We start from the raw sequence: 24,946 nt of genomic DNA, 5'->3' as shown, positions 1-24,946 counted from the left end.
ACTGGCGAACTTGCCCCGGACGCCCGGTTTGAGGCATTCGCGATAATGCAGGAGCATCATGACATGGCACGCATTGGCGTAGATGTTGGCGGCACCAATACAGACCTGATTCTGGAAACCACCGAGCTGGATTCCATTGGCCGCAAGATTTTTTCCCATAAAGTTCCTACCACGGTCGAGGACCAGTCCCTGGCAGTCATGCGCGGGATCATGGAGTTATGTGCCAAGGCGAAAATCGGCTTCGACGAAATCAAACAAATTGTCCACGGCACCACTGTCGCAACCAATATTTCCATTGAGCACAACGGCGCTAATGTTGGGATGCTGACCACCAAGGGATTTCGCGACATCCTGCACATTGGCCGCCACAAGCGCCCGTTTAACTTTTCCCTGCATTTCGACGTTCCGTGGCAGAGCGCGCCGCTGGTCCGTCGGCGCAACCGCATCGCGATCAACGAGCGCGTCCTGCCGCCCCATGGCGAAATTCAGACGCCGCTGGACGATGAGGAGGTCCGTAACGCCGCGCTGACGCTCAAGGCTCGCGGCGTCGAGGCGGTGATCATCGGCTTCATGTATTCGTTTCTCGAGCGCAGCCACGAGCTTCGAGCCAAAGCCATTGTTCAGGCGGTAATGCCGCAAGCGTTCGTCTGCTGCTCCAGCGAAGTGGTCGATGTCATGCGCGAATATGAGCGTTTCTCCACTACGGCCATGAATGCCTACGTCGGACCGCGCACCTCAAGCTATCTGACCCATTTATCCACCCAGCTACGAGACAACGGTATTCATGCGGACCTGCGCATCATGCAGTCCAACGGCGGCGTGGCCACCGTGGAAAGCTGCTGCGATCGGCCTGTGAACATTTTGATGTCCGGCCCGGCAGGCGGTGTGATGGGCGGGCATTACTTCGCGGGTCTGGATGGCGAACGGAACATCATTACAGTGGACATCGGTGGAACCTCTGCCGATATTTCGACGCTGGTCGACGGACAGATCAAAATCATGAACCCACGGGACTCTTACGTCTCCGGGCATCCGGTGCTGGTGCCTATGATCGATCTGATCACTATCGGAGCAGGGGGCGGTTCGGTGGCGTTCATTGACGCGGCGGGAGGCTTCCAGGTCGGCCCGCGCTCGGCTGGCTCCAACCCTGGCCCTGCGTGCTACAACCGTGGCGGTGTGGAACCGACGGTAACGGACGCCAACATTGTGCTCGGGCGGCTCGACCCCGATCAGATGCTTGGCGGCGATCTGCAAGTGGACCCGCAACTGTCCTATAAAGCTATCGAAGAGAAAATTGCCAAACCACTGGGCATGGATGTCCATCAAGCCGCGCTGGGCATTCTCAAGATCGTCAATAACAACATGGCCTTGGCGATACGCTCCAATTCCGTCGCCAAAGGGATCGATCCCCGGGATTTCGTACTGATGCCGTTTGGCGGCGCAGGCCCCGTACACGGTCCGGCGCTGGCGGATGAGGTTAACGCTAAGTCGGTGTTGATTCCCCCTGCACCGGGCATCACTGCCGCGGCCGGGCTGTTGACCACCGACCTGCAATACGAAGCGCTGCGGTCGCTGCTGTGCAACCTCAACGATATCAGCGAGCTGAACATGGCGCGCATTGAACAGGCATTGCAGGGGCTGGAGACGGACATCCGCAAACAGCTGGAAAATGATGGTGTGAGCGCAGCTGATATGCAGCTGACCCGCATCGCCGAATGCCGCTATGACGGGCAGGGGTTCGAGTTGCGCTCGCGGATACCCGCTGGGGCAGTTGACCGTGCGGCCATTGCCGAGGTCATGGCGCAGTTCCATCGCGAGCACCAAAAGGACTACGGCTATTGTTTCGACGATGCCACGGTCGAAGTGGTCAGCTTGCGGGTCATCGGTCATTCACAGTCGCAAAAACTGGCCTGGTCGGCGCTGCCGGAAGCTCAGGACAGCGATACCGGTGACGCTTTCCTGTACGAACGAACCACCATTTTCGATGACGGCCAGAGCTTGTCAACGCCGCGATATGACCGCAACAAGTTGCAAGCAGGACAATACATCGAGGGCCCGGCAATGCTCATGCAACACGATTCGACCTCATTGGTGCCGCCAGGCTGGGTCGCGAAAGTGAGCGCACATGGCAACTTGATCATTTCCCGTTCGTAATCTTTGAGGTCCGCGCCATGAGCCAGCAAAAAGTAGATCCGATTACCCTGCAAGTCATCAACGGTGCCTTAAAAACCATCGCCGAAGAAATGGGCCACGTGCTGTACCGCATGTCGTTCTCATCGATCATTCGCGAGTCCCAAGACATGGGCGCAGGTCTGTTCGACACCCGATATCAGACCATCTGTGAGTCCGAATCGACGCCCATGCACATCGGTTCCATCCCGGCGTATCTGCGCGGAATTGAAGCGACCCTGCAAGGCGGCGCTTGGCATGAGGGCGATGTGGTGGTGCATAACCACCCGTACCACGGTTCGAGCCACAGCCCGGATCTGGCCATTATCATTCCGATCTTTCATGAAGGGGAGTTGGTCGGCTTCTCCGGTAACACCGCGCATCACATTGACATTGGTGCGGCGACACCGGGCTTGATCATCGATGTGGGTGATGTGTACGCCGAAGGCATGCTCATGGCAGGTCTGAAGCTGTACGAGAAGGGTGTGCGCAATGAGGCGCTGGTGCAGATGTTCAAGTACAACAGCCGCGCGTCCACGCAGTTGATCCGCGACATCGAAGCCCAAGTGGCCTCTGCGCATTTGGGGGTCAAGCGATTCAAGGAGTTGCTGCAGCGTTACGGTAAGGACTTCACTTTCGATGCGATCAATCAACTGATTGACTACTCGGAAACCATCATGCGCCAGAAGATTCAGGAAATTCCTGACGGCGAATACCGCGCCGAAGGCTTTCTCGACGACGACGGTCGCCATAGAGATCAGCGCTTACCGGTGGTGGTGACGGTGAAGGTGCAGGGCGATTCGGTAATCGTGGACCTGACCGGTTCCGCGGCGCAAACCTTGACTGCGTACAACGTACCCTTCGAGGGCTCGTGCAAGGTCGCGGCATTTGCTGCGTTTCGCAAGATCCTGCTGGATGCCTACACCACGCAAAGCCCGGTACCGTCCAACGAAGGCTCGTTCCGACCGATCAGCGTGCTGGCGCCGTTAGGGACTATTTTCAACCCGATTTTCCCGGCAGCGGCCGAGGCGCGTTTCACCCAGTGCAACCGCATGATTGACCTGATCATCAAGGCCCTGGCGCCGGTACTGCCAGAGCGGATCATTGCCGGCAGTTCGGCGTCGATCTCTTTTGCCGCCTATTCGGGCATCAAACCCAGCGGCGACTATTGGGTGTTCCTGGAGGTCAACGAAGGCGCTTACGGCGGGCGGCCCCGGTCTGATGGTCCCGACGCCATCGACAACCTCATGGCCAATACCCGCAATAACCCGATTGAAGACCTCGGCATGCACCTGCCGATGATTTGTGACCGTTACGAGTTACGCGATGACGTCATGCCCGGCGCCGGAAAATATCGCGGTGGGATCGGCGTGGTGAAAGCGCAACGGGTGTTGACCAACGGGTTCATCACCCATGAAAGCGAACGCCATTACGACGTGCCGTGGGGTATTTTCGGCGGCTGTGAGGGCGTGGTCGGCAAGACTGAAATCTACAATGTGGCAACCCCTGACGATATCGTTTCGATGCCATCGAAGTTCTCCGGCTACGCCTCCCGGGCCGGTGATGTCATGGCGTACTACTCGCCTTGCGGCGGTGGTTACGGCAATCCGCTGGAGCGTAGCGCCGAGCAGGTGCGCGAAGATGTCCTGGATGACTTCTGCAGCCTGGACCAAGCCTATGAAGTCTATGGCGTGGTGCTGGACGAGCAGGTTCAGCTGGATCTAGCCGCCACTGATAAGCGACGAGCACAGCTGACGGCGCAGAACGGCTGACCTTCGATCGGTCCCATTGAGAAGTCCGACAGATCACCCAATGGTTTGTCGGGCTCCAGATAAAGCGTTGAATTCCCTTATTTACCCCTGCACGGCCTGGCCTCCTCAAAAAGGGCCAGCGTCGCCGTGCGCCTCGAACTTACCCAGAGGTATTGTCAATGACTCTGAACACACCCGATATCGCCAGCGATATCCCAGCAGCGGCAAGTCCTGTCTCGGTGTCTCGCCATAATTTGCTGGAGAAGACGATTTTGCCGATAAAGCGCCAGCAGCGTTCGATCGGCACACTGGGGTTCACCTGGATCTGGATTGGGATCGCTTTCATGATTGCCACGTTCCAGTTGGGCGCCACCGGCGTTTCCGGCATGTCGTTGACCCAGGTCGTGCTGATTATCCTGCTTGCCAATTTTGTCCTGGCTTTGTTGATGACCCTGACGGCCGATATTGGCACCGAGCATGGTCTTTCGTTTGCGGTTTACCTGCGCGCGCCTTTCGGTATTTATGGCACGCACATTCCGTCTCTGTTTCGTGGGGTGATTGCGGCAATCTGGTTCGGTATTCAGACGTACCTTGGAGCGCTGGCCCTCAATGGCATCATTGAATACCTGACCGGTTTTGATAACTGGCCGCTGTGGTACGTGATTTTTGCTGTGGTCCAGATCATCAATACCGCCATGGGGATCAAGGCAGTGGAGTTTTTGTCCTCGATTGCCGCGCCGGCAATCATTGCCATTTCGGTCTGGATGTACATGACGCTGGACGTACTGGCGACTACCAAAGGCGTGAATATCTGGACGTTCGTCGGCGACAAACAACTGAGCTGGACGACGCTGTTCCTGGCTAACGTAGCGTTCTGGTCGACACTGGCCATCGATATTCCCAATATCACCCGTTATCTGAAGACGCCATTGGATTCCCGACGGTTTATCAAACGCAACAAGCACGCACTGCTTGCTCAGTTACTTGCACTGCCATTGACCCAGACATGGATTGCCCTGATTGGTGCGGCATCATTTATCGCGGCAGGAGACTGGAATCCGATCAATGTGATTCAAGTGCAGAGCACGGGTATCAGTCTGGTCGTGCTTATGTTGCTGGTGGTTCTGGCGCAATGGTCGACCAATACAGCGGCCAATCTGATTCCGGCAGCGCTGACCTTCGTCAACGCTGGCGCGCCCTACGTTAAGTATCCAGTGGCGGTCGTCATCGCGGGCATCATCGGCACGCTGTCCATGCCTTGGGCGATCCTCGACAACCTCTTTGCATTCCTGTTTTCCTACGGATCCTTTCTGTCGGCTATCGGCGGAATCATGATCGCGGACTACTACCTGCTCAGACGCCGCCACCTGAATGTGCCCGAACTTTATCAAGTGCAAGGACAGTTCTATTACTGGCGTGGGTTCAATCCCGCGGGGTTGCTGGCCTGGAGTCTGGCTAGCGTGCTGGCGTTCTTCTCGGGTGACTGGGCCTTTGTGGTCGGCTTTGTGGTGGGACTGGTGGCCTATTTTGTACTGATGAAGTTCTGGGTGGCTAAACGCTATCCGCAACGTGAACTGCTGACGCCGGACAATGAGTCTTTGCTCGCCACCAGCGTGGGGATGAACTGGAGCTACGACGGCGAAAATGACAGCTTTCACCGTACACCCATCAATCGCCTGGATTAAGCTACGCCGCTAGGCGGTCAGGTCCTGCAACAACGCCCTGAACCTGGCTGCCGTGGGCGTTTCGTATGCGTCGTTCCAGGCGGCGATGGTTTGCACACAGGCATGCTCGTTTTCCAGGGGAATAATGGCTACCCCTTCGCGCTGGATCTTGTAGGCGCATTCCGAATAGATCGACACGCCCATATTAGCGGCCACCAGCCCGAAGATACCGATGCTGGTGGTCGCCTCCTGAATGATGTTCGGCGTAAAGCCAAAGCGTTGGCAGAGCTGAAATGACTGTTCCCGAAACAGGCTCCAGCCGCTGGCCGCGCCGAAGATGAAGCGCTCGTCTTTGAGTTGTTCGACCCTGATGCTGGTGTTGCCAGCCAATGGGTGTCTGGCGGGAAGAATGGCCACCATTCTCTCTTGCGACACAGGCAGGGATTTGATCCCTGGCATCGACACCGGGCCCAAAAGAAATCCTACGTCGATCAGACAATCATCGATGGCTTTGTACTGTTCGTGCGACGGCATGTAGAGCAACTCTACCGTCACGTTCGGATGGAGTTCCTTGAAGCGCTCAAGGATCGCGGGCAGGGCGCCGTTGATTGCAAAATCGTTGTAGGCAACCGTGAGGTGACCAATATCACCCGCCGCTGCGCTACGCGCCAACTCGATTCCGCGCTCTATATGGCGAAATACCTGCTGGCACTCATGGAGAAACAGGCGACCGGCCTCGGTCAGCGCAACCTGTCGGGTGGTGCGCTGGAATAACTGCGCCTCCACTTCTTCTTCCAGAGCTCTAATCAAACGACTTAACGCAGGCTGGGTAATGAACAGCACGTCCGCCGCGCGCTTGAAATGAAGGTGTTCGGCCACGGCGATAAAGGCTTTCATCTGCTTGAGGTCGAAACGGATATTGATGCTCATACTGGTATCAATAATGTCAAATAATGAATTGGATGTTATTTATACCACGGATTACCGTGAGTATCAGGTCAAGGCAATTTCTAATGCCAACCTTCATTACCTAGACTGGAGAGACTCACTATGTCGCAAGAACTGATGATCATGCTTGAACGCGCGTTCGAAGAATCTACCAAGCTCTACAAGGAGCGAGGTTTTCAGCGCCGCATCGGTTTTGGTAAGCACCCGGCGCTGATCAATGTCGATTTGGCCAATGCCTGGACTCGCCCGGGCAACCCGTTCACTTGCGATAAGATCGACGACGAAATTATTCCGGGCGTCCAGCGCCTGATGAAAAAATTTCGCGCCAAGGGCTTTCCGATCGTCCACGTGACAACGTGCTACCAGAATACCGATCGCAATGATCCGAACACCGATATGGGCCAATGGCACAACAAAATTCCAGTGGATGTGGTCAACCAGAGTGACGAAAACCTTTGGGCCATCGACTCGCGTATCGCCCCGATTGAGGGTGAGTTCGTGCTGATCAAGAAGCGCGCCAGTTCGTTCAGTGGAACGTCGCTGGCAGGCTACTTGCGTTCCGCTGGCGTCGACACAATTTTGGTCACCGGTGTCACAGCGTCTGCATGTGTTCGCACGACTTTATGTGACGGCCTGGCTGAAGGTTTTCGTACCATCGCAGTTAAAGAATGTATCGGTGACCGTGTCCCGGGCGCAGTAGCCTGGAACCTGTTCGACATCGACGCAAAATTTGCCGATGTAGAAACTGTCGACACATGCCTGGATTACTTGGCGACTGCGGGCCAGAAGTAATTACGAGAACGTGACTGGGTCCTGTTTGGTTAAACAAACAGCTGACGAAGAAGGGGCCGTGTGTCTATGCGTCACGGCCCTTTTGCCATTTGTTATTTCGGCCATGGTGCGTCTATCCCTTCACCTATGTGCCAGGGCATCCTAGCCGGACTGTAATTGGGGTGGTGCTGCGCAGTACCGACTCGTTAAATCGCTCGATGCAATAACCCCTTCCATGCAGAGCCCAGTAGGGCCAGTGCTGACGTGCGCTACTGCGAATTCAAACATCTGGCATTTGAGTCGATGCCATTTCTATGCAGATAAGTTAACGACCCGTCGCCGAAACTCACATGGGCGAATACGCAATAATTATCCAAATTAGTATTTAGAGGAACTGGTTCTAGTAGTGAGGCGGTCGCCCGTTGGCGACCGCCATTCAGCGTTTTGGCTAATATTTGTCGAACTTGACGGGACCATCGTACGGCGGCATACGCTCCACCCGCAGATTTGTCGAGCCTTGGTCATGTACTTGACTTACATGCGCGGCGATTTCTTCCAGCGTGGCGAACCACACTCCGCCTTTGGCCTGCATGTATTCAATGAAGCGCACCGTCTCATGCCAGCGGGCGAGGCGGCCGCTTACGAAAGGATGCCAGACTGCAACCAGAAGCCCGCCGTATTCCCACATGGCATCGAACTCAGCCTTGTAAACGGAGATAGCCTCCTGGGGTGAACGGATCGGCATGCTGTAGTCGATGTCACTCATGTGTACGTAAGGCGGCCAATCATCCATGGCCCAATGGGTCGGCAACTCGACCAGTTGCCCAGTTTTGCCTTGCAGGATGTATGGGGTATCGTCGCCCATCAACGACGCGTCGTACTTGAAGCCTTCGACAATCAACAGGTCTGTGGTCGCGGGGGAGAAGTTGTACAGCGGGGCGCGGAAACCTCGGGGTTTCTGGCCGGTGTGGCGTTCGATGATGTCGATGGATTTACGCAACCAGAACAGCTCTTCCTCTTCGCTGATTTCGTTGACGTGCTCATGGATGTAGCCATGGTGCCCGATCTCATGACCGTCCTTGACCATCGCCTCGACCGCAGCCGGATATTGCTCGATGCACCAGGCCGGGACGAAGAATGTCTGTTTCAGACCCAGGTCCCGGTAAGACTGCAGGATACGCGGTACGCCGACTTTCGGTCCGTATTGCAGCGTTGAAATGGTGCTGACCCGCTTGTGGCTGTCTGCGGGACGATGCAAGTGCAGGAAGCTGTCGGCGTCCATGTCGAAGGTGATCGCCACGGCGCAGCGCGCACCGTCCGGCCACGCAATAGGGCTCTTGATCATGCTTGCAGGTTTGCTCATGTCGGTACCTGTTGAAAAGCTGAAAGTCGAGGCTAGGTGTTATTTGCCACCGCGCTTGAAGAATTCACCTACAGAGGCCGGAGGCCTGATTTTTCCAGCGAAGATCACCAGTGCGGCAATGGATGCGACGTAAGGCAGCACCACGAACAGCTGATAGGGCACATCCGGATGACCAAATTGCAAACGCAGTTGCAGTGCATCGGCCAGGCCGAACAACAGACAGGCAGCTAGTGCGCCCACTGGATTCCATTTACCTAGAATCAATGCGGCCAAGGCAATGAAGCCTTTGCCCGCGCTCATGTGCTCGGTGAACATGAACACTTGTGACAGCACCAGATAGCAGCCGCCCAGTCCGGCGATCACGCAAGAGCCGACAATGCTTAAGAAACGAATCCGGAACACGTTCAGCCCGGCACTATCGGCAGCTCTTGGATACTCACCGGTGGCGCGCAGGTTCAGGCCCCATGAAGTGCGGAACAGAAGCCACCAGGCAAATGGCACCATGGCGTATAGCAGATAGACCAGAAGATTCTGCTTGAACAGAATATCGCCGACCACCGGGATCGACGCCAGCCCCGGAACAGGCAATGTCGTGAAGCCCGGCAACAATGCCGAAGCACCTTGTTCGCTGAACGCCATGCGTGCAAAGAATGAGGTAATGCCAATGACTAGCATATTAATGGCGATACCCGCGACCATTTGATTGATTGCCAGGCGCACGGTCATGGTTGCCAGAAGCAGTCCGATCAAACCCGCCGCAAGTACTCCACCCAGCAAACCTCCCCACACGCTGTGCATGAAAAAAGCAGCGACAGCCGCACCAAACGCGCCGCCCAAGATGCTGCCTTCCAGTGCCAGATTGAACACCCCGGCACGTTCACACCAGATGCCACCCAATGCCGCGAAAATCAACGGGACGGCGAGGCGCAGCCCGGTGGCAAGAATATCCAGATAACTAGCGTCCATCGGTCAAACCCTCCGCTGTGTTTTTCTGGCTCGGGATGCTGGCCGCTTTCGCCAACGGGTTGTTACGCTTTTGCAGGTTCAGTTTCCAGATCAACCCGGCGGCGACAAAGATCACGATCAGCCCGCGCAATGCTTCAATCGCTGTCACATCCAGGCCGATGGCGCGTTGCATGTACTGCGCACCAGTGCTCAGGCCTGCAAGGAAAAACGCCGAAAATGTCGCCAGCAAAGGATTCAGGCTGGTCATGAAGGCAACCACGATGCCGTCGTAGCCATAGCCGGGGCTGAACAGGTGATACAACCGGTATTTGACCCCGAGTACTTCTATCGCTCCCGCCAAGCCAGCGATGGCTCCATCTGCGATCATGCTGCCGATCAGGTTGCGGTTCACGGACATGCCAGCGTAGCGCGCGGCTTGCGGGCTTTTGCCTACCGCCGTCATGGAAAAGCCGATCGTGGTGTATTTGAAGACGACAAAGGTCAGCAGGCTTAACAGCGCTGCGAACAGCACGCCAATGTGGGTGTCGGTGTCCGACAGCAAAAGGGGCAGCCATAAGTCTTCGCTGATTTCTGCTGAGTAAGGGTAGGGCGCGCCTTCCTGCATCATTGGACCGCCTGCGAAATAGCTGACGATATTGATCGCAACGTAGTTCATCAGCAGCGTCACGATGACTTCATTGATGCCGCGTTTTGCCCTTAGATACCCCGGAATCGCACCCCACAGGCCACCGCCCAGCATGCCTGCCAGCAGGCACAGCAGGCACAGCAGCACATGCAGCATCGCAGGCATCTGTGGCAGATACAGCGCGACGGCTGCCGCTGCCAGGCCACCGATATAGATCTGCCCCTCGGCACCGACAATGAGCAGCCCGCAACGCATGGGAATGATCACCGCAAGCCCGGCGAGCAGCATCGGGCACATTTTGACCAGGGTATTGGCCAGGCCGTGATAGTCGAAAAAGGCTCCCTTAAACAACGCTTGATAAGCCGCCATGGGATTTTTGCCGGCCGCTAGGATGAGCAGCGAACCCAGGGCGAAGGCTGCAAGCACCGCCCAGACCATTCGCAGGCGATGCAGCCAGCGCCAGACTTCATTCATGACAAAACCTCTTGTGAAGCCGTGCTGGTCATCAGTGAACCAATCAGGTCCGCCGTGGCGTCGGCGCGATTCAGTACACCAGTCAGATGACCAGCGCACATCACGCCAATACGATCAGAAATCGCCATGACTTCTTCCAGCTCCGTCGATATGTAAAGCACCGCTTTGCCCGCTTGCCGTTGCTCGCGCACGACCCCTTGCACTGCTTCGATAGCTCCAACATCCAAGCCTTTGCATGGCTGCATGACGATCAGCAGGTCAGGGTCGCATTCGACTTCCCGGGCAAAAATCAGTTTTTGCTGGTTGCCTCCGGAGAGGAATCGCACTTGCTGGTCAACCTAATGCATGCGCACGTCGTATCGGGAGCACCAGTCTTGGGTAATCTCCCGCGCACGTTTTGATTTGAGCAGGGCGAAACGCGAAAACGGTGAGCGTCGGTGATCGCGCAGCATGGCGTTTTCCCACAGCGTGAAATCCAGGACCAGCCCGGTACTGTGGCGATCTTCGGGAACATAGCCGACCCTGAACCGTTTCCGGCGGCTGGCGACATCGTGGCCAAGCATCGACTGGCCGCGCATGCAGACTTCCCCGGACTGCGCATGGCGCATTCCGGCGATCGTATCCGCGAGCTCCGCCTGGCCGTTGCCGTCAACGCCGACGATACCCAGCACTTCCCCCGCTCGGATCTCGAAGCTGACAGCATTCAACGCCTGAATGCCGCGATCATTATTGGCTGACAAAGCCCGGACCTTGAGCACAACCGGACCCTGTACAACCTTGGGAAGCTCGACGGGCTGGGCCAGTTCGCGGCCGACCATCAGCCGGGAAATTTCCTGTGGCGTGCTCTCACTAACCTGCGCGTGTCCGACGACATTGCCCCGGCGCAGTACCGTCACCCGATCATAAACCCGAAACACCTCATCGAGCTTGTGCGTGATGAACAGCATGGTTTTGCCCATTGAGCGCAAGTTCTCCAGAATTTGCAGAAATGCGTCGATCTCGGTAGGGGCCAGAACGCTGGTGGGTTCATCCAGAATGAGCACTTCCACGTCCCGATACAGCGCCTTGAGGATTTCCACCCGCTGATGCATGCCTATCGGCAGTTGCCAGATCAGGCGGTCAGGAGCTACATCCAGGCCGACCTGAGCGCTGAGTTCGATCAGCTTGCGACGGTGATCAGCGAGTTTCAGGCGCAGGCGGCCCGGCAAGCCAAGGATGACATTCTCCAAAACGCTCAGATTATCCACGAGCATGAAATGCTGGTGGATCATGCCAATACCTTCAGACAGGGCCTGACGGGGCGAGTCGATTGACAGCTCCCGACCATCAAGGCGAATCACGCCCGTGTCCGGTTGGTAAAAGCCGTAGAGGATGTTCATCAGTGTGGTTTTACCCGCACCATTTTCACCTAACAGCGCATGGATACTGCCTTTGCTTACTCCCAGAGTGACGTCCTCCAGGGCCGTGAAGTCCCCGAATCGCTTGCCGATTCCCTCCAGTTGTAAATAGCTCATCAGGTTTTTACCGCCACCGCTGCGACTGCTGGCTGGCATTGCGCTGCTTGATGGTCTCGATCAATGCCGCGGCATCGGTCTTGGTCTGCTCAGATACTGCTTTGCCATAGCTACCGAGGCGGAAGGCCTTGGGCGTTTCAAAGCCGTAAACATAAGACTTACCGCCTAGTGACGAACTTTGCGCCTGAGTGAGCACCGTCAGCAGCGCCCCGCGCATATCCAGCACGGCTGATTGCAGCAGGTTATCCGGCCAGTCACTCAAAGCGTCGTAGTAAATGCCGAACCTCTGTTTGTTTTCCTGACGGACTGCTTGCAGGCTGCCAAGTACAGCGTTATCCATGGTCGGGAACACCACATCGGCTTTCTGCCCAATCAGATTCAAGGCCGCTTCTTTGCCTTTGGCCAGGTCATCCCAGTCGTTGGTCCATGCACTCAGGACCTGGCCCTGTGGTCGGGCGGCCTTGAAGCCTTGGACGAAACCGTCGTTGAGGTCGGAGTACGCTTTGATTTTTTGCGCACCGACAAAACCACCCACTCCGCTCAGTGACGTTTTGCCGCCGATATAGCCAATGACATAACCCATGTCCTTCATATCGAACGCCAGCGTCGAGACATTGCCGCCGCTTTTGGTGCCGTTTACAACCAGGAACTGGGTCTTGCTGTTGCGTTTGGCAACCCGGTCCACTGAATCCTGAAACTCGCCCCCATAACCAATCACCACGTCATAGCCGCGTCGGGCATAGTCTGCCAAGGCTTGAGTCTGGTCTGGTTGCGGGACCTTTTCGCTGTAGGCCACTTCGATCTTCAGTGCGTCGCGTGCCTGAATTACACCCTCATAACCGGACTGGTTGAAGGAACGGTCAGTGATGTTGCCGGCTAGCACAATGGCAACTTTCAACGGATCCGCAGCAACTGTCCCCGCGTAGACACACGAGAAGCAGATGGTAGTTATCGCTGCAATGCGAGCGAGCAAGGTGAAGGGAGTCGTGACTCTGGATTGGGTCATACGTTCCCCTGATTATAGTGGCTTACATTAAATTCAAGTTACTTTAATAACGTGAAAGCAATGTTCATGCCTAATTCGCAGACGCGATCTATTGCCATGTAGCACCACAAATCAAAGGTCTTTCGCCAACCTAAGTTGCGCTGGTTTGATGCGTTGGGACGGAGGTTGCACTAATAGAGGACGGGGCAGGATAAATATTCAAGGTGCTTGATTAATATTGCCAGTTATGACGTTGAAGGCACGTCGAGGGCGTTGTGGTCGGATGATTTCCATCTATGCTGACATCGCCTAGAGCACCGCAAATGCAACACCTGTATGAGCTAACGGCGTTGCGAGGCGGCGTGCTGACAATACTTTGCCAACAAGGCTGCGCTCCTGGTTTTCACAGCAGAAGATGCATTTCAGATCAGAGCGGTGCATGTTGTTGGATGTTGGGCGCCGCTGTCAGCGGCGGTGTCGACGAGGCGGACGTTGCCGTGTACCGACAGCAGTTTATTAGAACGTTGCGGGCGTGTTGATCCAAAGTATACGGACGACACTCTTGGTCGAATTGCGATAGCCATGGGGTACGTTGCTGGGGAAGTGAAAGGAATCGCCAGCATTCAGCGTGTAGGTGATCTCGCCGAGAGTCAGGTCGAGGCTGCCCTCGATCACATAACCCATCTCTTCACCCGCATGCTCGATCATGTCGCTGACCATGCCAGGAGAAACGATATGGATATCGCCTTGCAGCAGCCCGCCTTTTTGCAGATGAGTGATGCGTTCCAGATCGATATAGCCTTTCGCGGTGCCTTGTGCGAAACGACTCACTTGTCGACCGCCGGCGCGCAGCACGGGCTCTTCAGACTCCCAGTCTTCAGACGTCAGCTCCGACACGTTGCTGCCGAGCGCGAGTGCCAGGCGGTGCAGCATGGCCAGTGAAGGCGATGCTGCGTCGTTTTCCAGCTTGGAGATCAGGCTTTCGGAGCACTTGGCAGCCTGGGCAACTTGCTTGAGAGTCAGGCCTGCCACCTTGCGCGCATGGCGAAGACGAACGCTCAAGCTCGGCAGGCCATCGGAATGCTGGGATTTGGCTACTGGCGTTTTGCTGGGTGTGGACATGCATCCCTCGAAAAGTTTGTACGAAGTGAGCGACAGGCATCCTAGGGTTACGGAGGCCTGTCGTCTACTGGGATATTGACGATTAGCCGTGAACCGAGAAGGTAACTTCCACCGGGTTAAGGTCATTGATAGGCACGATGTCCTGAGGGCAGGCGGACATCACCACGATAACGTCCATGTCTGCACGGATTTCAACGTAGTCCCCTGCTTTGGATACCGGCGGCAACCATTCAACAGTGTAATCAGGCTTGACCGGAATATTCATCCACAGATTGAAAGGCTGCGGAACTTCATGGGAGCGCAGACCGATAGCCTGCAAGGCCAGACGCATGTTATCCGCGCAGCTGTCGTGATAACCCTCTACTCCCAGGTTGGTGTAGCGGTGCAGATCACACGCAGCCATCAAGGTGTCGTGAATGCCCGGTGAGGTGTCGGTCAGCAGGGTGCCGATCGTGCGGCGACGGTTACTGAACAGCGTGTCGCCAGCTTTGGGAATGATGCTGTTGCAATGCGCGCGAGCATGTTCCATCGACAGGAATTCGCTCATGTCTTCGCTGTTGAACAACCAGGTGTCACATACCTGGGTGCCGTGAGTGTTGACGATTTTGATGACCTGGCCAGCTTTCAGGCGGACGGCGCGGCCACAACGGGCAGGCACTGTGTAGCTTTCGCCCAGGACTGGAGTGCCATCGGCCGAGATCGGTTCTTTCAACGTGGCGTTGATGCCCAGCGAGGAGCCGTTGTCGGGCTGGCAGCAGGCTGGATAGTCATGGCTATGTGTGATGTTGGTCATATGAGTTCCTATGGGTTCAGGGTTGTTCTGCAAGTGCAACCAAGCTCCAGGCCAATGCCTGGGCGCCTGCTTTCAATTGCGCGGGATCTGTGAATTCCTTCGGGTTGTGGCTTATGCCGTCCCGGCTGGGTACAAAAAGCATTGCTGTAGGACAGTGCCCGGCCAAATACATGGCGTCGTGGAAAGCGCCAGAACGTATCGATTGCCAGGCCAGTCCTGTGGCGTCGCAGGCGTTCTCCAACACATTGATGACCTGATGATCGAACGCGGTCGGGCTGTGGCTGAACAGGCTGGTCAGTTCGGCGTCGGCAGGCAGGCAGGCACTCAGGGCGTTATCGAAGGAGTCGAGAACCGCTGGATCGGCGTGGCGGAAGTCGATGCTGAAGGTTGCTTCGCCGGCAATCGTATTGATTGCATTGGGCGAGACGCTCCAGCGGCCGAATGTCAGGCGCTTGTCGTCACCGGCGAGTTGTTCGGCCAGTGCGTCAATGCGGCCCAGGGATTCCATGGCGAGCAACAACGCATCGCGCCGCATGTGAGTCGGCGTGGTTCCTGCATGTGCCGAAGCACCTTTGCAGCGCACTTGATACCAGCGCACGCCCTGAATACCGGAAACCACTCCTAGCGGGACATTGGCTTGCTCCAATACCGGGCCTTGCTCAATGTGCAACTCGACAAAGGCGTGTGTGGCGATTTTTTCGCGCAGTGGCAGGTCGGCAAAGCGCAGGGCGTGAGCGTCCAGTGCCTCTCCGACCGAGATACCCGCAACGTCAAGGTTGTTTCGATAGGTCTGCAGCCGTGCCGGGTCCACGTAGGCGCTGGAGCCCATCGCTCCCGGACTGAAGCGGCTGCCTTCTTCGTTGGTCCAGACCACCACTTCGATTGGGCGGCGGGTGCTGACGTTGAGTTCTGCCAACGCATACAGGCATTCAAGCCCGGCCATTACCCCGTAACAGCCGTCAAGCTTGCCGCCTGTGGGTTGGGTGTCGACGTGGCTGCCGGTCATCACTGGCGGTAAGTCCTCACGGCCTTCGCGGCGGATGAACAGGTTGGCACCGGCGTCGGTCCACACTTTGCAGTCAAGTTTTCGGGCTTCGTCAATCAGCCAGGCGCGGGCCTGGAGGTCTTCTTCGGACAACGCCTGCCGGTTCATTCCGCCATCGATGCCGGGCCCGAAGGTTGCCAGGGTCTCCAACAAACGCTGCAATCGTTCCGATGAAACGGCTTGCATCACTTGATCGGCAATCATGGGGTCACCTGCACGCGTGGAGTGAGGCTGCGGTCAAACCAGGGGCTGAGAAACTGCTGTAAGCGTTCCGTCTTTGGTGCCTGGAACAGTGCCTGCGGAGTACCGGTTTCAATTATTTTTCCTGCTTCCATAAACACCACCTGACTGGAAATCTGTGCGGCGAAACTCATTTCATGGGTCACCATCACCATGGTCATGCCATCGTTCGCAAGGCTGCGAATGACTTGCAGCACTTCCTCGACGAGTTCCGGGTCCAGCGCCGAGGTCGGTTCGTCGAGTAGCATCAGCCGCGGTTTTACTGCCAGGGCCCGGGCAATGCCGACGCGTTGCTGTTGTCCGCCGGAGAGGCGAGCCGGGTACGCATCCGCCTTGGCGCTCAAGCCGACCCGTGCCAATGCCTGATCAGCCAGGCTGCGGGCCTGCTCCTTGGCGATTTTCTTGCCGAGTACCAGGGGCGCCATGACGTTCTCGCGCACGGTCATGTGGGGCCACAAATTGAATTGCTGGAACACCATGGACAGTGGGTTGCGCACCTCATCGATCTTGGCTTTGCTGTCGCGGTCGGTTTCACGCCTGCCCGAGCCGCTGTAGCCCAGCAGTTGACCATCGATCCAGATCTCACCTTCGTCATAGCGTTCAAGGAAGTTCATGCAGCGCAGGGCGGTGGTTTTTCCGGAGCCTGAAGGTCCGATCAGCGATACGATTTCTCCGGCCTGCACGCGCAGGTCAAACCCACTGAGCACGCGGTTCGAGCCATAGGATTTACCAACACCACGCAAGTTAAGAAGCGGTAGGGTAGTCATCTGTTCAGCCTCGTAGATGGCGTGTCATGCGCCGCCCCAGTGCGCTGGCGACAGCGGCGACCGTTGAGGTCAGCAGCCAGTAGCTCAACACCAGCAGGGCGTACGGCAATACGTAGGAAAAGGTGGTGGATACGATGCGTCCGGCTGTCATGGTCAGTTCTGGCACAGTAATAATCGAAGTGACGGCGCTTTCCTTGATGGTCAGGATCACCTGATTGCCCAGTAGCGGGAGGGCGAATGCCAGCGCTTGCGGCGCTTGTATGTGCCAGAACACACGGCTGCGTGAAATACCATGCACCCGCGCCGCTTCCACTTGACCGTTGGGCACGCTTGCCCAGGCAGAACGGAACAGTTCGGCAAAGTAAGCAGCACTGTATATGGCCAGCGACAGGATGCTTGCCTCAACGGCTTCCAGCCGCAGACCGATGACGGGCAGCCCGAAATAAATAATCGCGAGTTGGGCGAGAAAAGGTGTCCCGCGGATCAGCCACACGTAAACGCGATAGATCGCTAGAAATCCTGGGACCGCCATGCGCAAGGCGTTGAGCCCAAATCCCAGCAGTAAGCCCATCGCAGCGGCAGTAAGGCTAATACCTAGCGTGACCAGCAGTGCATTGGCAAAATCTGGCAGATAACTCAATAATTCTTGCATCACTTGAGCTCCTTCCAGCGACGTTCCAGCAGGCTGCCGAGCACGCTCAACAGGCTTGTCAGCGCGAGATAAAACAAGCCCGCCACCAGATACACCTCAAGCGGGCGGTAAGTCTGTGAAACCAGTTGCTGGCTGACGCGCATCAAATCAGTGATGGAGATGACCGAAACCACCGCTGAAACCTTGATCACATCGATCAACTCGGAGATCAGCGCGGGTGAGGTGAGGCGCAACACCTGTGGCAGTTGGATATGAAACAGCGTTTTGTATTTGCCGATGGCAAACACGGCCGCCGCTTCCATCTGTCCCTTGGGGATTGCGGCGAAACCGCTGCTCAATATCTGCGACTGATAAGCCGCCGTATTCAGTGCAAGTGCCGTAGCAGCAGCCACCATTGGTGGCACATCCAGACCCAGGGCCGATGGGAGATAAAACAGAAGCAGCAGCTGCGCCAGCATTGGCGTACCGCGAAAGAAACTGACATACACCCTGGTGAATGCTCTGCCGGCACGGCTGCGACCATTGGCAATTAGATGAATTACTACGCCGAGAATGAAACCCAGCAGCATGCCGATGGCGCACAACCACAATGTGGTTATTGCACCGTCGATCAAGGCAGGCCAATAGAGCGCGAGACGGCTGCTGAAATCATTCATCATCAGCGGCTCAGATGCTCGGTACTGGCATGGCATCGGCAGGCAAGTCCATGGTGAAACCGAACCACTTATCCTGCAGCGTCTTTAAGGTGCCATCTTTCGCTGCGCGGGCAATGCCCTCGCTAAATAGCTTCACCAGGCTTGCGCTGTCAGCATCCTTGCGACCGACCCAGCCGAAATACGTCACTGGACCCGCCATCTCCGGCAGCGTTGTGAAAAGCCCCGGACGGGCTTTCATCAACGGGCCTAAGTTGGAAAGCGACTGTGCCACGCCATCGAGACGACCATTGGCCAAATCCGCATAAGCCTCATCGAAGCTCACATACTCTTTGATCTGCTTGAGGCCCGGTTGGCCCTGAGCTTTGAGCTTGGTATCCAGTGCTTGTAGCACTGCCAACTGCCCGGAACCTACTTGAGAGCCAATCACCCGGCCGTTCAAGTCAGTCAACGCCTTGATATTGGTGTCGTCGGCGCGCTTGAGCAGTGCAACGGTGGACTCGGCAATAGGGGCGGTAAAAGCGAATTGCTCGAAACGCGCCTTATTGACTGTCACCGATGTCACAACGAAGTCGAATTTGCGGGTATCCAGGCCAGGCAAAATCCCTTGAAACGGTAGATCGAGCTGGCGCACCTTGACGCCGGGCAAGTCAGCATCCAGTACGTAATGCATCAGGTCTGCGCCATAGCCGACAATCTTGCCATTCTCGACCGATTCGAACGGCGCAAAACGCGCCTCGGTGGCAACGACTATCTCGTTTTTCTGCTTGATGCGCTGCAGCAAATCGTCTGCGTGCGCTAGAGAAATACTGCACAGCGTGACGAGCGACAGCGCCTTTAGAGTGAAACGCGTCATTGGTATTCCCCTTGAAGTACTTAAATTTATATTCAAGTAGCTTGAATAATATTACAAAAGCATGATTCGTGCCAGGAGTTAGCTCGAGGGAATTGGGGCGTAGGACAGGATAGAAAGACGGGGAAGTGCGCTAATTGCGTGCGATAGCCGGTGGTGCGCATTGATGTGGTGCGTGGTGTGTGAATGGTATCTGTAGTGCTTGGATGTGCCGGCGCTGCTCGGTTGCTTGTTCGTGGGGCGGGGGGGGAGAAACGCAGTGCTTACATATGCCCTAACGAGTAACTATTCAGAGCTCGAAAGCAGTCGGTCACGAATGGCAGCTTTGGTCAGCTTGACCGCCTTGGCACGCTTTGCAGGGGTGGCGAGAGCCGGAAGTTTGAACTCTGAGACGGCAGGCTACGATTGCGAGGCATTCGATTGAAACCGAACGCATGATCATTGACCTACAATAATTAGCACGGAACGGCCGCAATTGGCCGATTTCTGGCTTTAGTCAACTGCTTTACGTAGAGCCGCTGCAACGGTAATGGGCAATGCTACATCTGGCTGGGATCAGTTGACCACTACATAGCGACTGGGTTCCGGCTCCGAGGTTTTGACGTTACCAAGACGTATCAGGTGCTCGCGAACGTCAAGCTGGTCCAAAGTAATCTAGTCGGGCCATTCAGAGAGTCGCTGAGCATCGTAATTCCCAACTTGAAATAATGAGTACATAATTAAGTCCATCAGCAGTATGCTGAGCTACAGAAAGCTGAAGCTTTCAATGATTTAGAGGATGAGTTATGATCCCGTCCGCTGCGCCATATTCGGTAACCTGGAACGCTGAACGCCAGGTCACCACAGGAAGCCCGCTCATCGAGCGGGCTTTTTTGTGCCTGCAATTTGGCTCCCTCGCGGCGTCAGCTTGGCGGCGGCCCCTTTCTGATCGACCTGATCCACGAGGTCGACAGCCGGCGTTCGCTGTGTGGTGAGAGCGATCGGGGGTACACTTTCGCGGGCAATCTTGCGAACCAGCTTACTTCTCGCGCTTTTTCACGCGCGGCAGGGGACACCTCGAAGGCAGCAACATACGGTGAATATCGATACCCGCATCAAATTCCGCCACCTGGTGTGCTTTCTCGAAGTGGCGCGCCAGGGCAGTCTGGCACGCGCCTCGGAAAAGTTGGCGATCAGCCAGCCAGCGCTTTCCAAGACCCTCAAAGAACTCGAAACCCTGCTGACGGCCACATTATTTGTGCGCAGCAAAAGTGGCGCGGCATTGACTGAAGCCGGCGTGGCCTTTTTGCGTTATGCCGGGCCGAGCGTACAAGCGCTGCGTGAAGGGGTGAATAGCCTGCGTTCCGGCGAGCATGAGCCCTTCACCGCCAGGCTCGGCGTGCTGTCCACCGTGGAAAGCTTGCTGGTGCCCGAGGTCGTCTGTCGTTTGCATGCCCGACATCCCGCGCTGGTCGTGAGCGTGGTGACCGGGCCGAGCGCGTACCTGTTGTCGCAATTGCGGGTGGGGGAGCTGGACCTGGTGGTCGGACGCATGACGGACAGCCCGCAGATCCTTGGGCTGATGTTCGAACATCTATACAGCGAATCCATGACCCTGGTGGTGCGTAACGGCCATCCGCTGTTGACCGATCCACAGGCGCACGAACATATCGAAGATTATCCGCTGGTGTTGCCGCTGGCAGGGACGACAATTCGCAAATTCGCCGACAGTTTGTTCGTGCAGCACAGTATCAATCCACCGCGCCAGCGCCTGGAAACCCTGTCGTTGATCTTGAGCCGGCGTTATGTGCAGTGCAGTCAGGCGATCTGGGTCGCGCCTTTCGATGCGGTCAGGCAGGACTTGAGTCGGGGTGATCTGCTTGAGCTGGAGTTGGGGATTCGCGAACCGGGTGGTTCTGTGGGGTTGTGCAGCAATCCTGCGCTGACGATGTCCTTGGCGGCTCAATGGTGTGTCGAGGTGCTGCGGGAGGTGGGCGAGGAATATCGCGAGGGTTTCTATCCATAACCATTTGGATATGGATAGGGGCGGTTTTTTCAGTTTTGGATAGCGCTTCATCAGGGGACACTGGGTCGTTGATTGCTGTTTGCGCGGTGGTCATCCCTGATTTTTATCCATAATAAAAAGGAAACCGACATGTCTGATGCGGACAACAGCCGTTTCGTCATTCGTGACCGTAATTGGCACCCCAAAGCCCTCACGCCTGACTACAAAACCTCAATCCTGCGTTCCCCGCGTCAGGCCTTGGTGAGCATTCCCCAATCACGGTCGGAAACCAGCGGCCCGGACTTTTCCCACCTGAAGATGGGTCAGCACGATAACGATCTGCTGCTGAACTTCAACCACGGCGGCTTGCCCATCGGCGAGCGCATTATCGTCGCCGGTCGGGTATGCGACCAATATGGCAAGCCGATTCCCCATACCCTGGTGGAGATGTGGCAGGCCAATGCCGGCGGGCGCTATCGGCACAAGAAGGATAGCTATCTGGCGCCCATCGACCCTAACTTCGGTGGCGTCGGTCGTGCCTTGACCGACCGCGACGGTAACTACAGTTTCCGCACGGTCAAGCCAGGCCCGTATCCGTGGCGCAATGGTCCTAACGACTGGCGTCCGGCGCATATCCACTTCTCCATCAGTGGCCCGTCGATTGCCACGCGATTGATCACCCAACTGTATTTCGAAGGTGACCCACTCATCCCAATGTGCCCGATCGTCAAGTCGATCGCCAATCCGGATGCGGTGCAGAGCCTGATTGCAAGGCTTGATATGAGCATGGCCAACCCTATGGATTGCCTGGCTTATCGCTTTGATATCGTTCTGCGCGGTCAGCGCAAGACCCACTTCGAAAACCGCTGAGGAGGCCCGATCATGCCCGTTGAACTTCTGCCTGAAACCCCGTCGCAAACCGCTGGTCCTTACGTGCATATCGGCCTGGCGCTGGAGGCGGCGGGCAACCCGCCCCGCGAGCAGGAAATCTGGAACGAAATGGCCAAGCCCGGTGCGCCGGGGGAGCACATCCTGTTGCTGGGCCATGTCTATGACGGCAACGGTCACCTGATTCGCGATGCGTTCCTGGAATGTTGGCAGGCTGACCACGAAGGCGTTTACGACAGCGACTACAACCTGGAAAAGCCCTTCAACAGTTTTGGCCGCACGGCGACCATGGATACTGGCGAGTGGCAGATCCATACCGTCAAGCCGGGCACCGTGAAGAACGCTGCGGGTGTGCCGATGGCGCCGCACATCAACGTTTCGCTGTTCGCCCGGGGCATCAATATTCACCTGCAGACCCGTGTGTACTTCGACGATGAAGCCCAGGCCAATGCTGTCGATCCCGTGCTGAATCTGATTGAACAGCCTCAACGCCGGGAGACGCTGGTCGCCAAGCGTTGCACGGTTGATGGCAAGTTGGCTTACCGTTTTGATATCCAGATGCAAGGCGAAGGCGAAACGGTGTTCTTCGACTTCTGATGGTTCGAGAGGGTTTGCGCTGCCGGGTTTTTCGCTCTCTAAAGCCCGCTCATCGAGCGGGCTTTTTGCTGGGTGCGCCAGGTGCGGTGAGGTGTTATCGAAGGGTATTTTCACTGCCGAGGCCCAGCGCCTAGTTAATGCAGGGGCATCGTGTTTGGCGCAGCACAAGCCTGTTTTTACCGGTGCGCGCCGCTTATTGGAAAATACTTAAAATAAATTGCATTTAAATCAACACATTGCAGATTTTTCGTATATGATGCGCCCCACACCGAAAGTGAAGGGTGATTAGCTCAGCTGGGAGAGCATCTGCCTTACAAGCAGAGGGTCGGCGGTTCGATCCCGTCATCACCCACCATTCGCTTCAAGTGTTACGCGCAGCGGTAGTTCAGTCGGTTAGAATACCGGCCTGTCACGCCGGGGGTCGCGGGTTCGAGTCCCGTCCGCTGCGCCATATTCGGTAACCTGGAACGCTGAACGCCAGGTCACCACAGGAAGCCCGCTCATCGAGCGGGCTTTTTTGTGCCTGCCATTCAGCTCGTCGATCCCTGTGCGGCCTCGGCGTGGAGGGGCGCGATGGGGCGTCGACCGAGGAAAATCAACACCGCCGCCGCCGTCAGCAAGGTGAAGCCCGCCAGCAGTTGCAACAAGTTGTTGAAGCCGGCGATATAGGCCGTGCGCAACACCGCCACGGGCAGGCTCGCACTGGCGTGCTGCACATTGCCCATGACCAGGCTCTGCGCAATGACGGAAACGTCCAGCGCCTTGTGCTGCGGCAGATGACGCGCAACCAGGGCGCTCAATACCGCCAGGGTAACCGCCAGCGCCACGCCCTCACTGGCCACGCGTGTGGTATTGAAAATCCCCGCCGCCATGCCCGCACGTTCTTTGGGAACCACGCTGATCGCCAGCCCGTCCATCAAGCCCCATGGCAACCCGGTGCCGATGCCGATGATCAGCATTGCGACTACTGTCTGCCACGGCTGGCCGACCTGAACCAGGCTCAGCGCGTACAAGCCCGCCGCCGCGATCAGCAGGCCAATGGCGCACAGCACGCCCGCCGACAGCCAGCGCGTGAGCGTCGCCGCGAGCATCGGCACCCCCAGCATGGGCGCCGACAGTGCAAGCATCATCAAGCCTGCCTCGGACGCGCCGTGGCCTTCGACGCCGATAAAGCGCAGCGGCAGCAACACGATCAGGACGATGTAGCAGTAACAGGTGCCGATCGGCAGCAGTTGCACGCCAAGGAAGCGCGCAAAGCGAAACAGCTGCAGATCGAGCATCGGGTGGCGGACGCGATGTTCAACGAGGATAAACACCAGCAGCAACACGGCGGCCACCGCCAGCAGGTACCGCGTGCTCGCCGCACCCCAACCCTGTTCCGGCGCGAGGATGACCGCCGTGGTCAAGCTCACCAGCATGGCCGAAAACGTCAGCACGCCGGCCGTGTCCAGGCGCAGTGCCCGGGGATCGCGGCTTTCCCGCAGGGTCGGCGCAGCGAGCATGAGCGAGAGGCCTGCCAGCACGGCCGTGCCGAGGAAAATCGCGCGCCAGCCCCACTGTTCGATCAGCAGCCCCGACAACAGCGGGCCAAACGCCAGCCCCGCGCCGAAGGTGGTGCCCAGCAGGCTGAAGGCGCGCGTGCGCGCATGCCCGTCAAATTCCTGGGCCAGCGCCGCACAACCGCTGGCCAGCGCGATGGCCGCCGCGACGCCCTGTAGTGCGCGTAAGGCATCCAGCCAGAGCATGCCTGGTGCCACCGTCAGCCACAGGGAGGCGCCAGTAAACAGTGCCATGCCCCATAAAAACAGGCGCTTGCGCCCATAGCGGTCGGCGAGGGTGCCGGCGGCCATCAACAAGCTGCCGAAGCTGAGCATGAACGCGTTGGTGATCCACGCCAGTTGCGTGGGGTGGGCGGCGAATGTCTGGCCGATAAATGGCGTGGCGACAGCGCCGCCGGTAAAGCTCATGGGCAACACCAACGCCGCCAGGCAAATCGCGGCCAGGATGGCATGGCGGCCCGGGGCGGCCAGGGTCTCGGTGGTGGTGTGCATGGGGGGTATTCCGGCTGTTTTATGAAGACAAAGACTCTAGGCTGGATGCAATCGTCGATAAATAGCCTTAC

22 protein-coding genes and 2 tRNA genes are annotated in these 24,946 nt (G+C 57.2%); 9 read left to right on the top strand and 15 right to left on the bottom strand.

Features of this window, described 5'->3' with window-relative positions:
* Nucleotides 1-63 precede the first annotated feature (63 nt).
* The 3 genes from BLR63_RS12405 to BLR63_RS12395 all read left to right on the top strand — a co-directional run bounded on the left by BLR63_RS12405 (nucleotide 64) and on the right by BLR63_RS12395 (nucleotide 5,605).
* Nucleotides 64-2,154, top strand: a complete 2,091-nt coding sequence (locus tag BLR63_RS12405; RefSeq protein ID WP_010565164.1) for a hydantoinase/oxoprolinase family protein — start codon at nucleotides 64-66, stop codon at nucleotides 2,152-2,154.
* 17 nt (nucleotides 2,155-2,171) lie between these two features.
* Nucleotides 2,172-3,941 (top strand): hydantoinase B/oxoprolinase family protein, encoded by a 1,770-nt coding sequence (locus BLR63_RS12400; RefSeq protein ID WP_010565165.1) that lies wholly within the window; start codon nucleotides 2,172-2,174, stop codon nucleotides 3,939-3,941.
* A gap of 158 nt (nucleotides 3,942-4,099) precedes the next feature.
* On the top strand, nucleotides 4,100-5,605 hold the full coding sequence (locus tag BLR63_RS12395) for an NCS1 family transporter (protein ID WP_081480365.1): 1,506 nt from the start codon (nucleotides 4,100-4,102) through the stop codon (nucleotides 5,603-5,605).
* A gap of 9 nt (nucleotides 5,606-5,614) precedes the next feature.
* Here the strand turns inward: BLR63_RS12395 and BLR63_RS12390 are convergent, their stop codons facing one another.
* Nucleotides 5,615-6,481 carry a LysR family transcriptional regulator gene (locus BLR63_RS12390; RefSeq protein ID WP_231998166.1) on the bottom strand — a complete coding sequence of 289 codons (867 nt, stop codon included), beginning with the start codon at nucleotides 6,479-6,481 and terminating at the stop codon, nucleotides 5,615-5,617.
* 153 nt (nucleotides 6,482-6,634) lie between these two features.
* On the opposite strand from BLR63_RS12390, the gene BLR63_RS12385 reads away from it, so the two are divergent.
* The gene (locus tag BLR63_RS12385) at nucleotides 6,635-7,324 is read left to right on the top strand and encodes an isochorismatase family protein (RefSeq protein ID WP_010565168.1); all 690 of its coding nucleotides are present in this window, start codon (nucleotides 6,635-6,637) and stop codon (nucleotides 7,322-7,324) included.
* Between the two features lie 427 nt (nucleotides 7,325-7,751).
* Here BLR63_RS12385 and BLR63_RS12380 read toward each other — a convergent pair whose 3' ends face one another.
* The 13 genes from BLR63_RS12380 to BLR63_RS12320 form a co-directional block, all read right to left on the bottom strand.
* On the bottom strand, nucleotides 7,752-8,666 hold the full coding sequence (locus BLR63_RS12380) for a polysaccharide deacetylase family protein (protein WP_230633867.1): 915 nt from the start codon (nucleotides 8,664-8,666) through the stop codon (nucleotides 7,752-7,754).
* 39 nt (nucleotides 8,667-8,705) lie between these two features.
* Nucleotides 8,706-9,632, bottom strand: coding sequence for an ABC transporter permease (locus BLR63_RS12375; protein ID WP_010565170.1), 927 nt, complete (start codon nucleotides 9,630-9,632; stop codon nucleotides 8,706-8,708).
* The gene (locus BLR63_RS12370) at nucleotides 9,622-10,731 is read right to left on the bottom strand and encodes an ABC transporter permease (RefSeq protein ID WP_010565171.1); all 1,110 of its coding nucleotides are present in this window, start codon (nucleotides 10,729-10,731) and stop codon (nucleotides 9,622-9,624) included. The genes BLR63_RS12375 and BLR63_RS12370 overlap by 11 nt, the downstream gene beginning before the upstream one ends.
* A complete protein-coding gene (locus BLR63_RS12365) occupies nucleotides 10,728-11,057 on the bottom strand; it encodes an ABC transporter-like protein (RefSeq protein WP_010565172.1) in 330 nt (109 codons plus the stop codon). The genes BLR63_RS12370 and BLR63_RS12365 overlap by 4 nt, the downstream gene beginning before the upstream one ends.
* A 12-nt stretch (nucleotides 11,058-11,069) precedes the next feature.
* The gene (locus tag BLR63_RS12360; protein ID WP_158000186.1) at nucleotides 11,070-12,245 is read right to left on the bottom strand and encodes an ABC transporter ATP-binding protein; all 1,176 of its coding nucleotides are present in this window, start codon (nucleotides 12,243-12,245) and stop codon (nucleotides 11,070-11,072) included.
* 7 nt (nucleotides 12,246-12,252) lie between these two features.
* Nucleotides 12,253-13,251 (bottom strand): BMP family protein, encoded by a 999-nt coding sequence (locus BLR63_RS12355; protein WP_081480366.1) that lies wholly within the window; start codon nucleotides 13,249-13,251, stop codon nucleotides 12,253-12,255.
* A gap of 495 nt (nucleotides 13,252-13,746) precedes the next feature.
* The gene (locus BLR63_RS12350) at nucleotides 13,747-14,352 is read right to left on the bottom strand and encodes a cupin domain-containing protein (protein ID WP_010565175.1); all 606 of its coding nucleotides are present in this window, start codon (nucleotides 14,350-14,352) and stop codon (nucleotides 13,747-13,749) included.
* Between the two features lie 82 nt (nucleotides 14,353-14,434).
* The gene (locus tag BLR63_RS12345) at nucleotides 14,435-15,145 is read right to left on the bottom strand and encodes a DUF1989 domain-containing protein (protein ID WP_010565176.1); all 711 of its coding nucleotides are present in this window, start codon (nucleotides 15,143-15,145) and stop codon (nucleotides 14,435-14,437) included.
* Between the two features lie 16 nt (nucleotides 15,146-15,161).
* The gene (locus BLR63_RS12340) at nucleotides 15,162-16,394 is read right to left on the bottom strand and encodes a M20 family metallo-hydrolase (RefSeq protein WP_010565177.1); all 1,233 of its coding nucleotides are present in this window, start codon (nucleotides 16,392-16,394) and stop codon (nucleotides 15,162-15,164) included.
* Nucleotides 16,391-17,215, bottom strand: a complete 825-nt coding sequence (locus BLR63_RS12335; RefSeq protein WP_373419542.1) for an amino acid ABC transporter ATP-binding protein — start codon at nucleotides 17,213-17,215, stop codon at nucleotides 16,391-16,393. Before BLR63_RS12335 ends, BLR63_RS12340 begins: the two co-directional genes overlap by 4 nt.
* Complete coding sequence (locus BLR63_RS12330) at nucleotides 17,202-17,849, bottom strand: amino acid ABC transporter permease (protein ID WP_010565179.1); 648 nt, start codon at nucleotides 17,847-17,849, stop codon at nucleotides 17,202-17,204. The genes BLR63_RS12335 and BLR63_RS12330 overlap by 14 nt, the downstream gene beginning before the upstream one ends.
* Entirely contained in the window at nucleotides 17,849-18,508 is a 660-nt protein-coding gene (locus BLR63_RS12325; RefSeq protein WP_010565180.1) for an amino acid ABC transporter permease, read from the bottom strand. The genes BLR63_RS12330 and BLR63_RS12325 overlap by 1 nt, the downstream gene beginning before the upstream one ends.
* 7 nt (nucleotides 18,509-18,515) lie before the next feature.
* Nucleotides 18,516-19,358: a transporter substrate-binding domain-containing protein gene (locus BLR63_RS12320; protein WP_010565181.1), complete on the bottom strand. Its 843-nt coding sequence runs from the start codon at nucleotides 19,356-19,358 to the stop codon at nucleotides 18,516-18,518.
* A gap of 1,072 nt (nucleotides 19,359-20,430) precedes the next feature.
* On the opposite strand from BLR63_RS12320, the gene pcaQ reads away from it, so the two are divergent.
* From pcaQ to BLR63_RS12295, 5 genes are all read left to right on the top strand, one after another.
* On the top strand, nucleotides 20,431-21,360 hold the full coding sequence (gene pcaQ / locus BLR63_RS12315) for a pca operon transcription factor PcaQ (protein WP_010565182.1): 930 nt from the start codon (nucleotides 20,431-20,433) through the stop codon (nucleotides 21,358-21,360).
* Nucleotides 21,361-21,489: 129 nt separating this feature from the next.
* Nucleotides 21,490-22,209: a protocatechuate 3,4-dioxygenase subunit beta gene (gene pcaH / locus BLR63_RS12310; RefSeq protein WP_010565183.1), complete on the top strand. Its 720-nt coding sequence runs from the start codon at nucleotides 21,490-21,492 to the stop codon at nucleotides 22,207-22,209.
* Nucleotides 22,210-22,221: 12 nt separating this feature from the next.
* A complete protein-coding gene (gene pcaG / locus BLR63_RS12305) occupies nucleotides 22,222-22,824 on the top strand; it encodes a protocatechuate 3,4-dioxygenase subunit alpha (protein WP_010565184.1) in 603 nt (200 codons plus the stop codon).
* A 279-nt stretch (nucleotides 22,825-23,103) separates the two neighbouring features.
* Nucleotides 23,104-23,179: transfer RNA gene (locus BLR63_RS12300), tRNA-Val, on the top strand.
* A 19-nt stretch (nucleotides 23,180-23,198) separates the two neighbouring features.
* Nucleotides 23,199-23,275 (top strand) — tRNA-Asp (locus tag BLR63_RS12295).
* Between the two features lie 79 nt (nucleotides 23,276-23,354).
* Here BLR63_RS12295 and BLR63_RS12290 read toward each other — a convergent pair.
* Nucleotides 23,355-24,875 (bottom strand): MFS transporter, encoded by a 1,521-nt coding sequence (locus BLR63_RS12290; RefSeq protein WP_010565185.1) that lies wholly within the window; start codon nucleotides 24,873-24,875, stop codon nucleotides 23,355-23,357.
* Nucleotides 24,876-24,946: the final 71 nt, after the last annotated feature.

Origin of the sequence: Pseudomonas extremaustralis, assembly GCF_900102035.1 — a bacterium.
Classification (GTDB): Bacteria; Pseudomonadota; Gammaproteobacteria; order Pseudomonadales; family Pseudomonadaceae; genus Aquipseudomonas; species Aquipseudomonas extremaustralis.
This window is presented reverse-complemented; position numbering and strand designations above follow the sequence as displayed.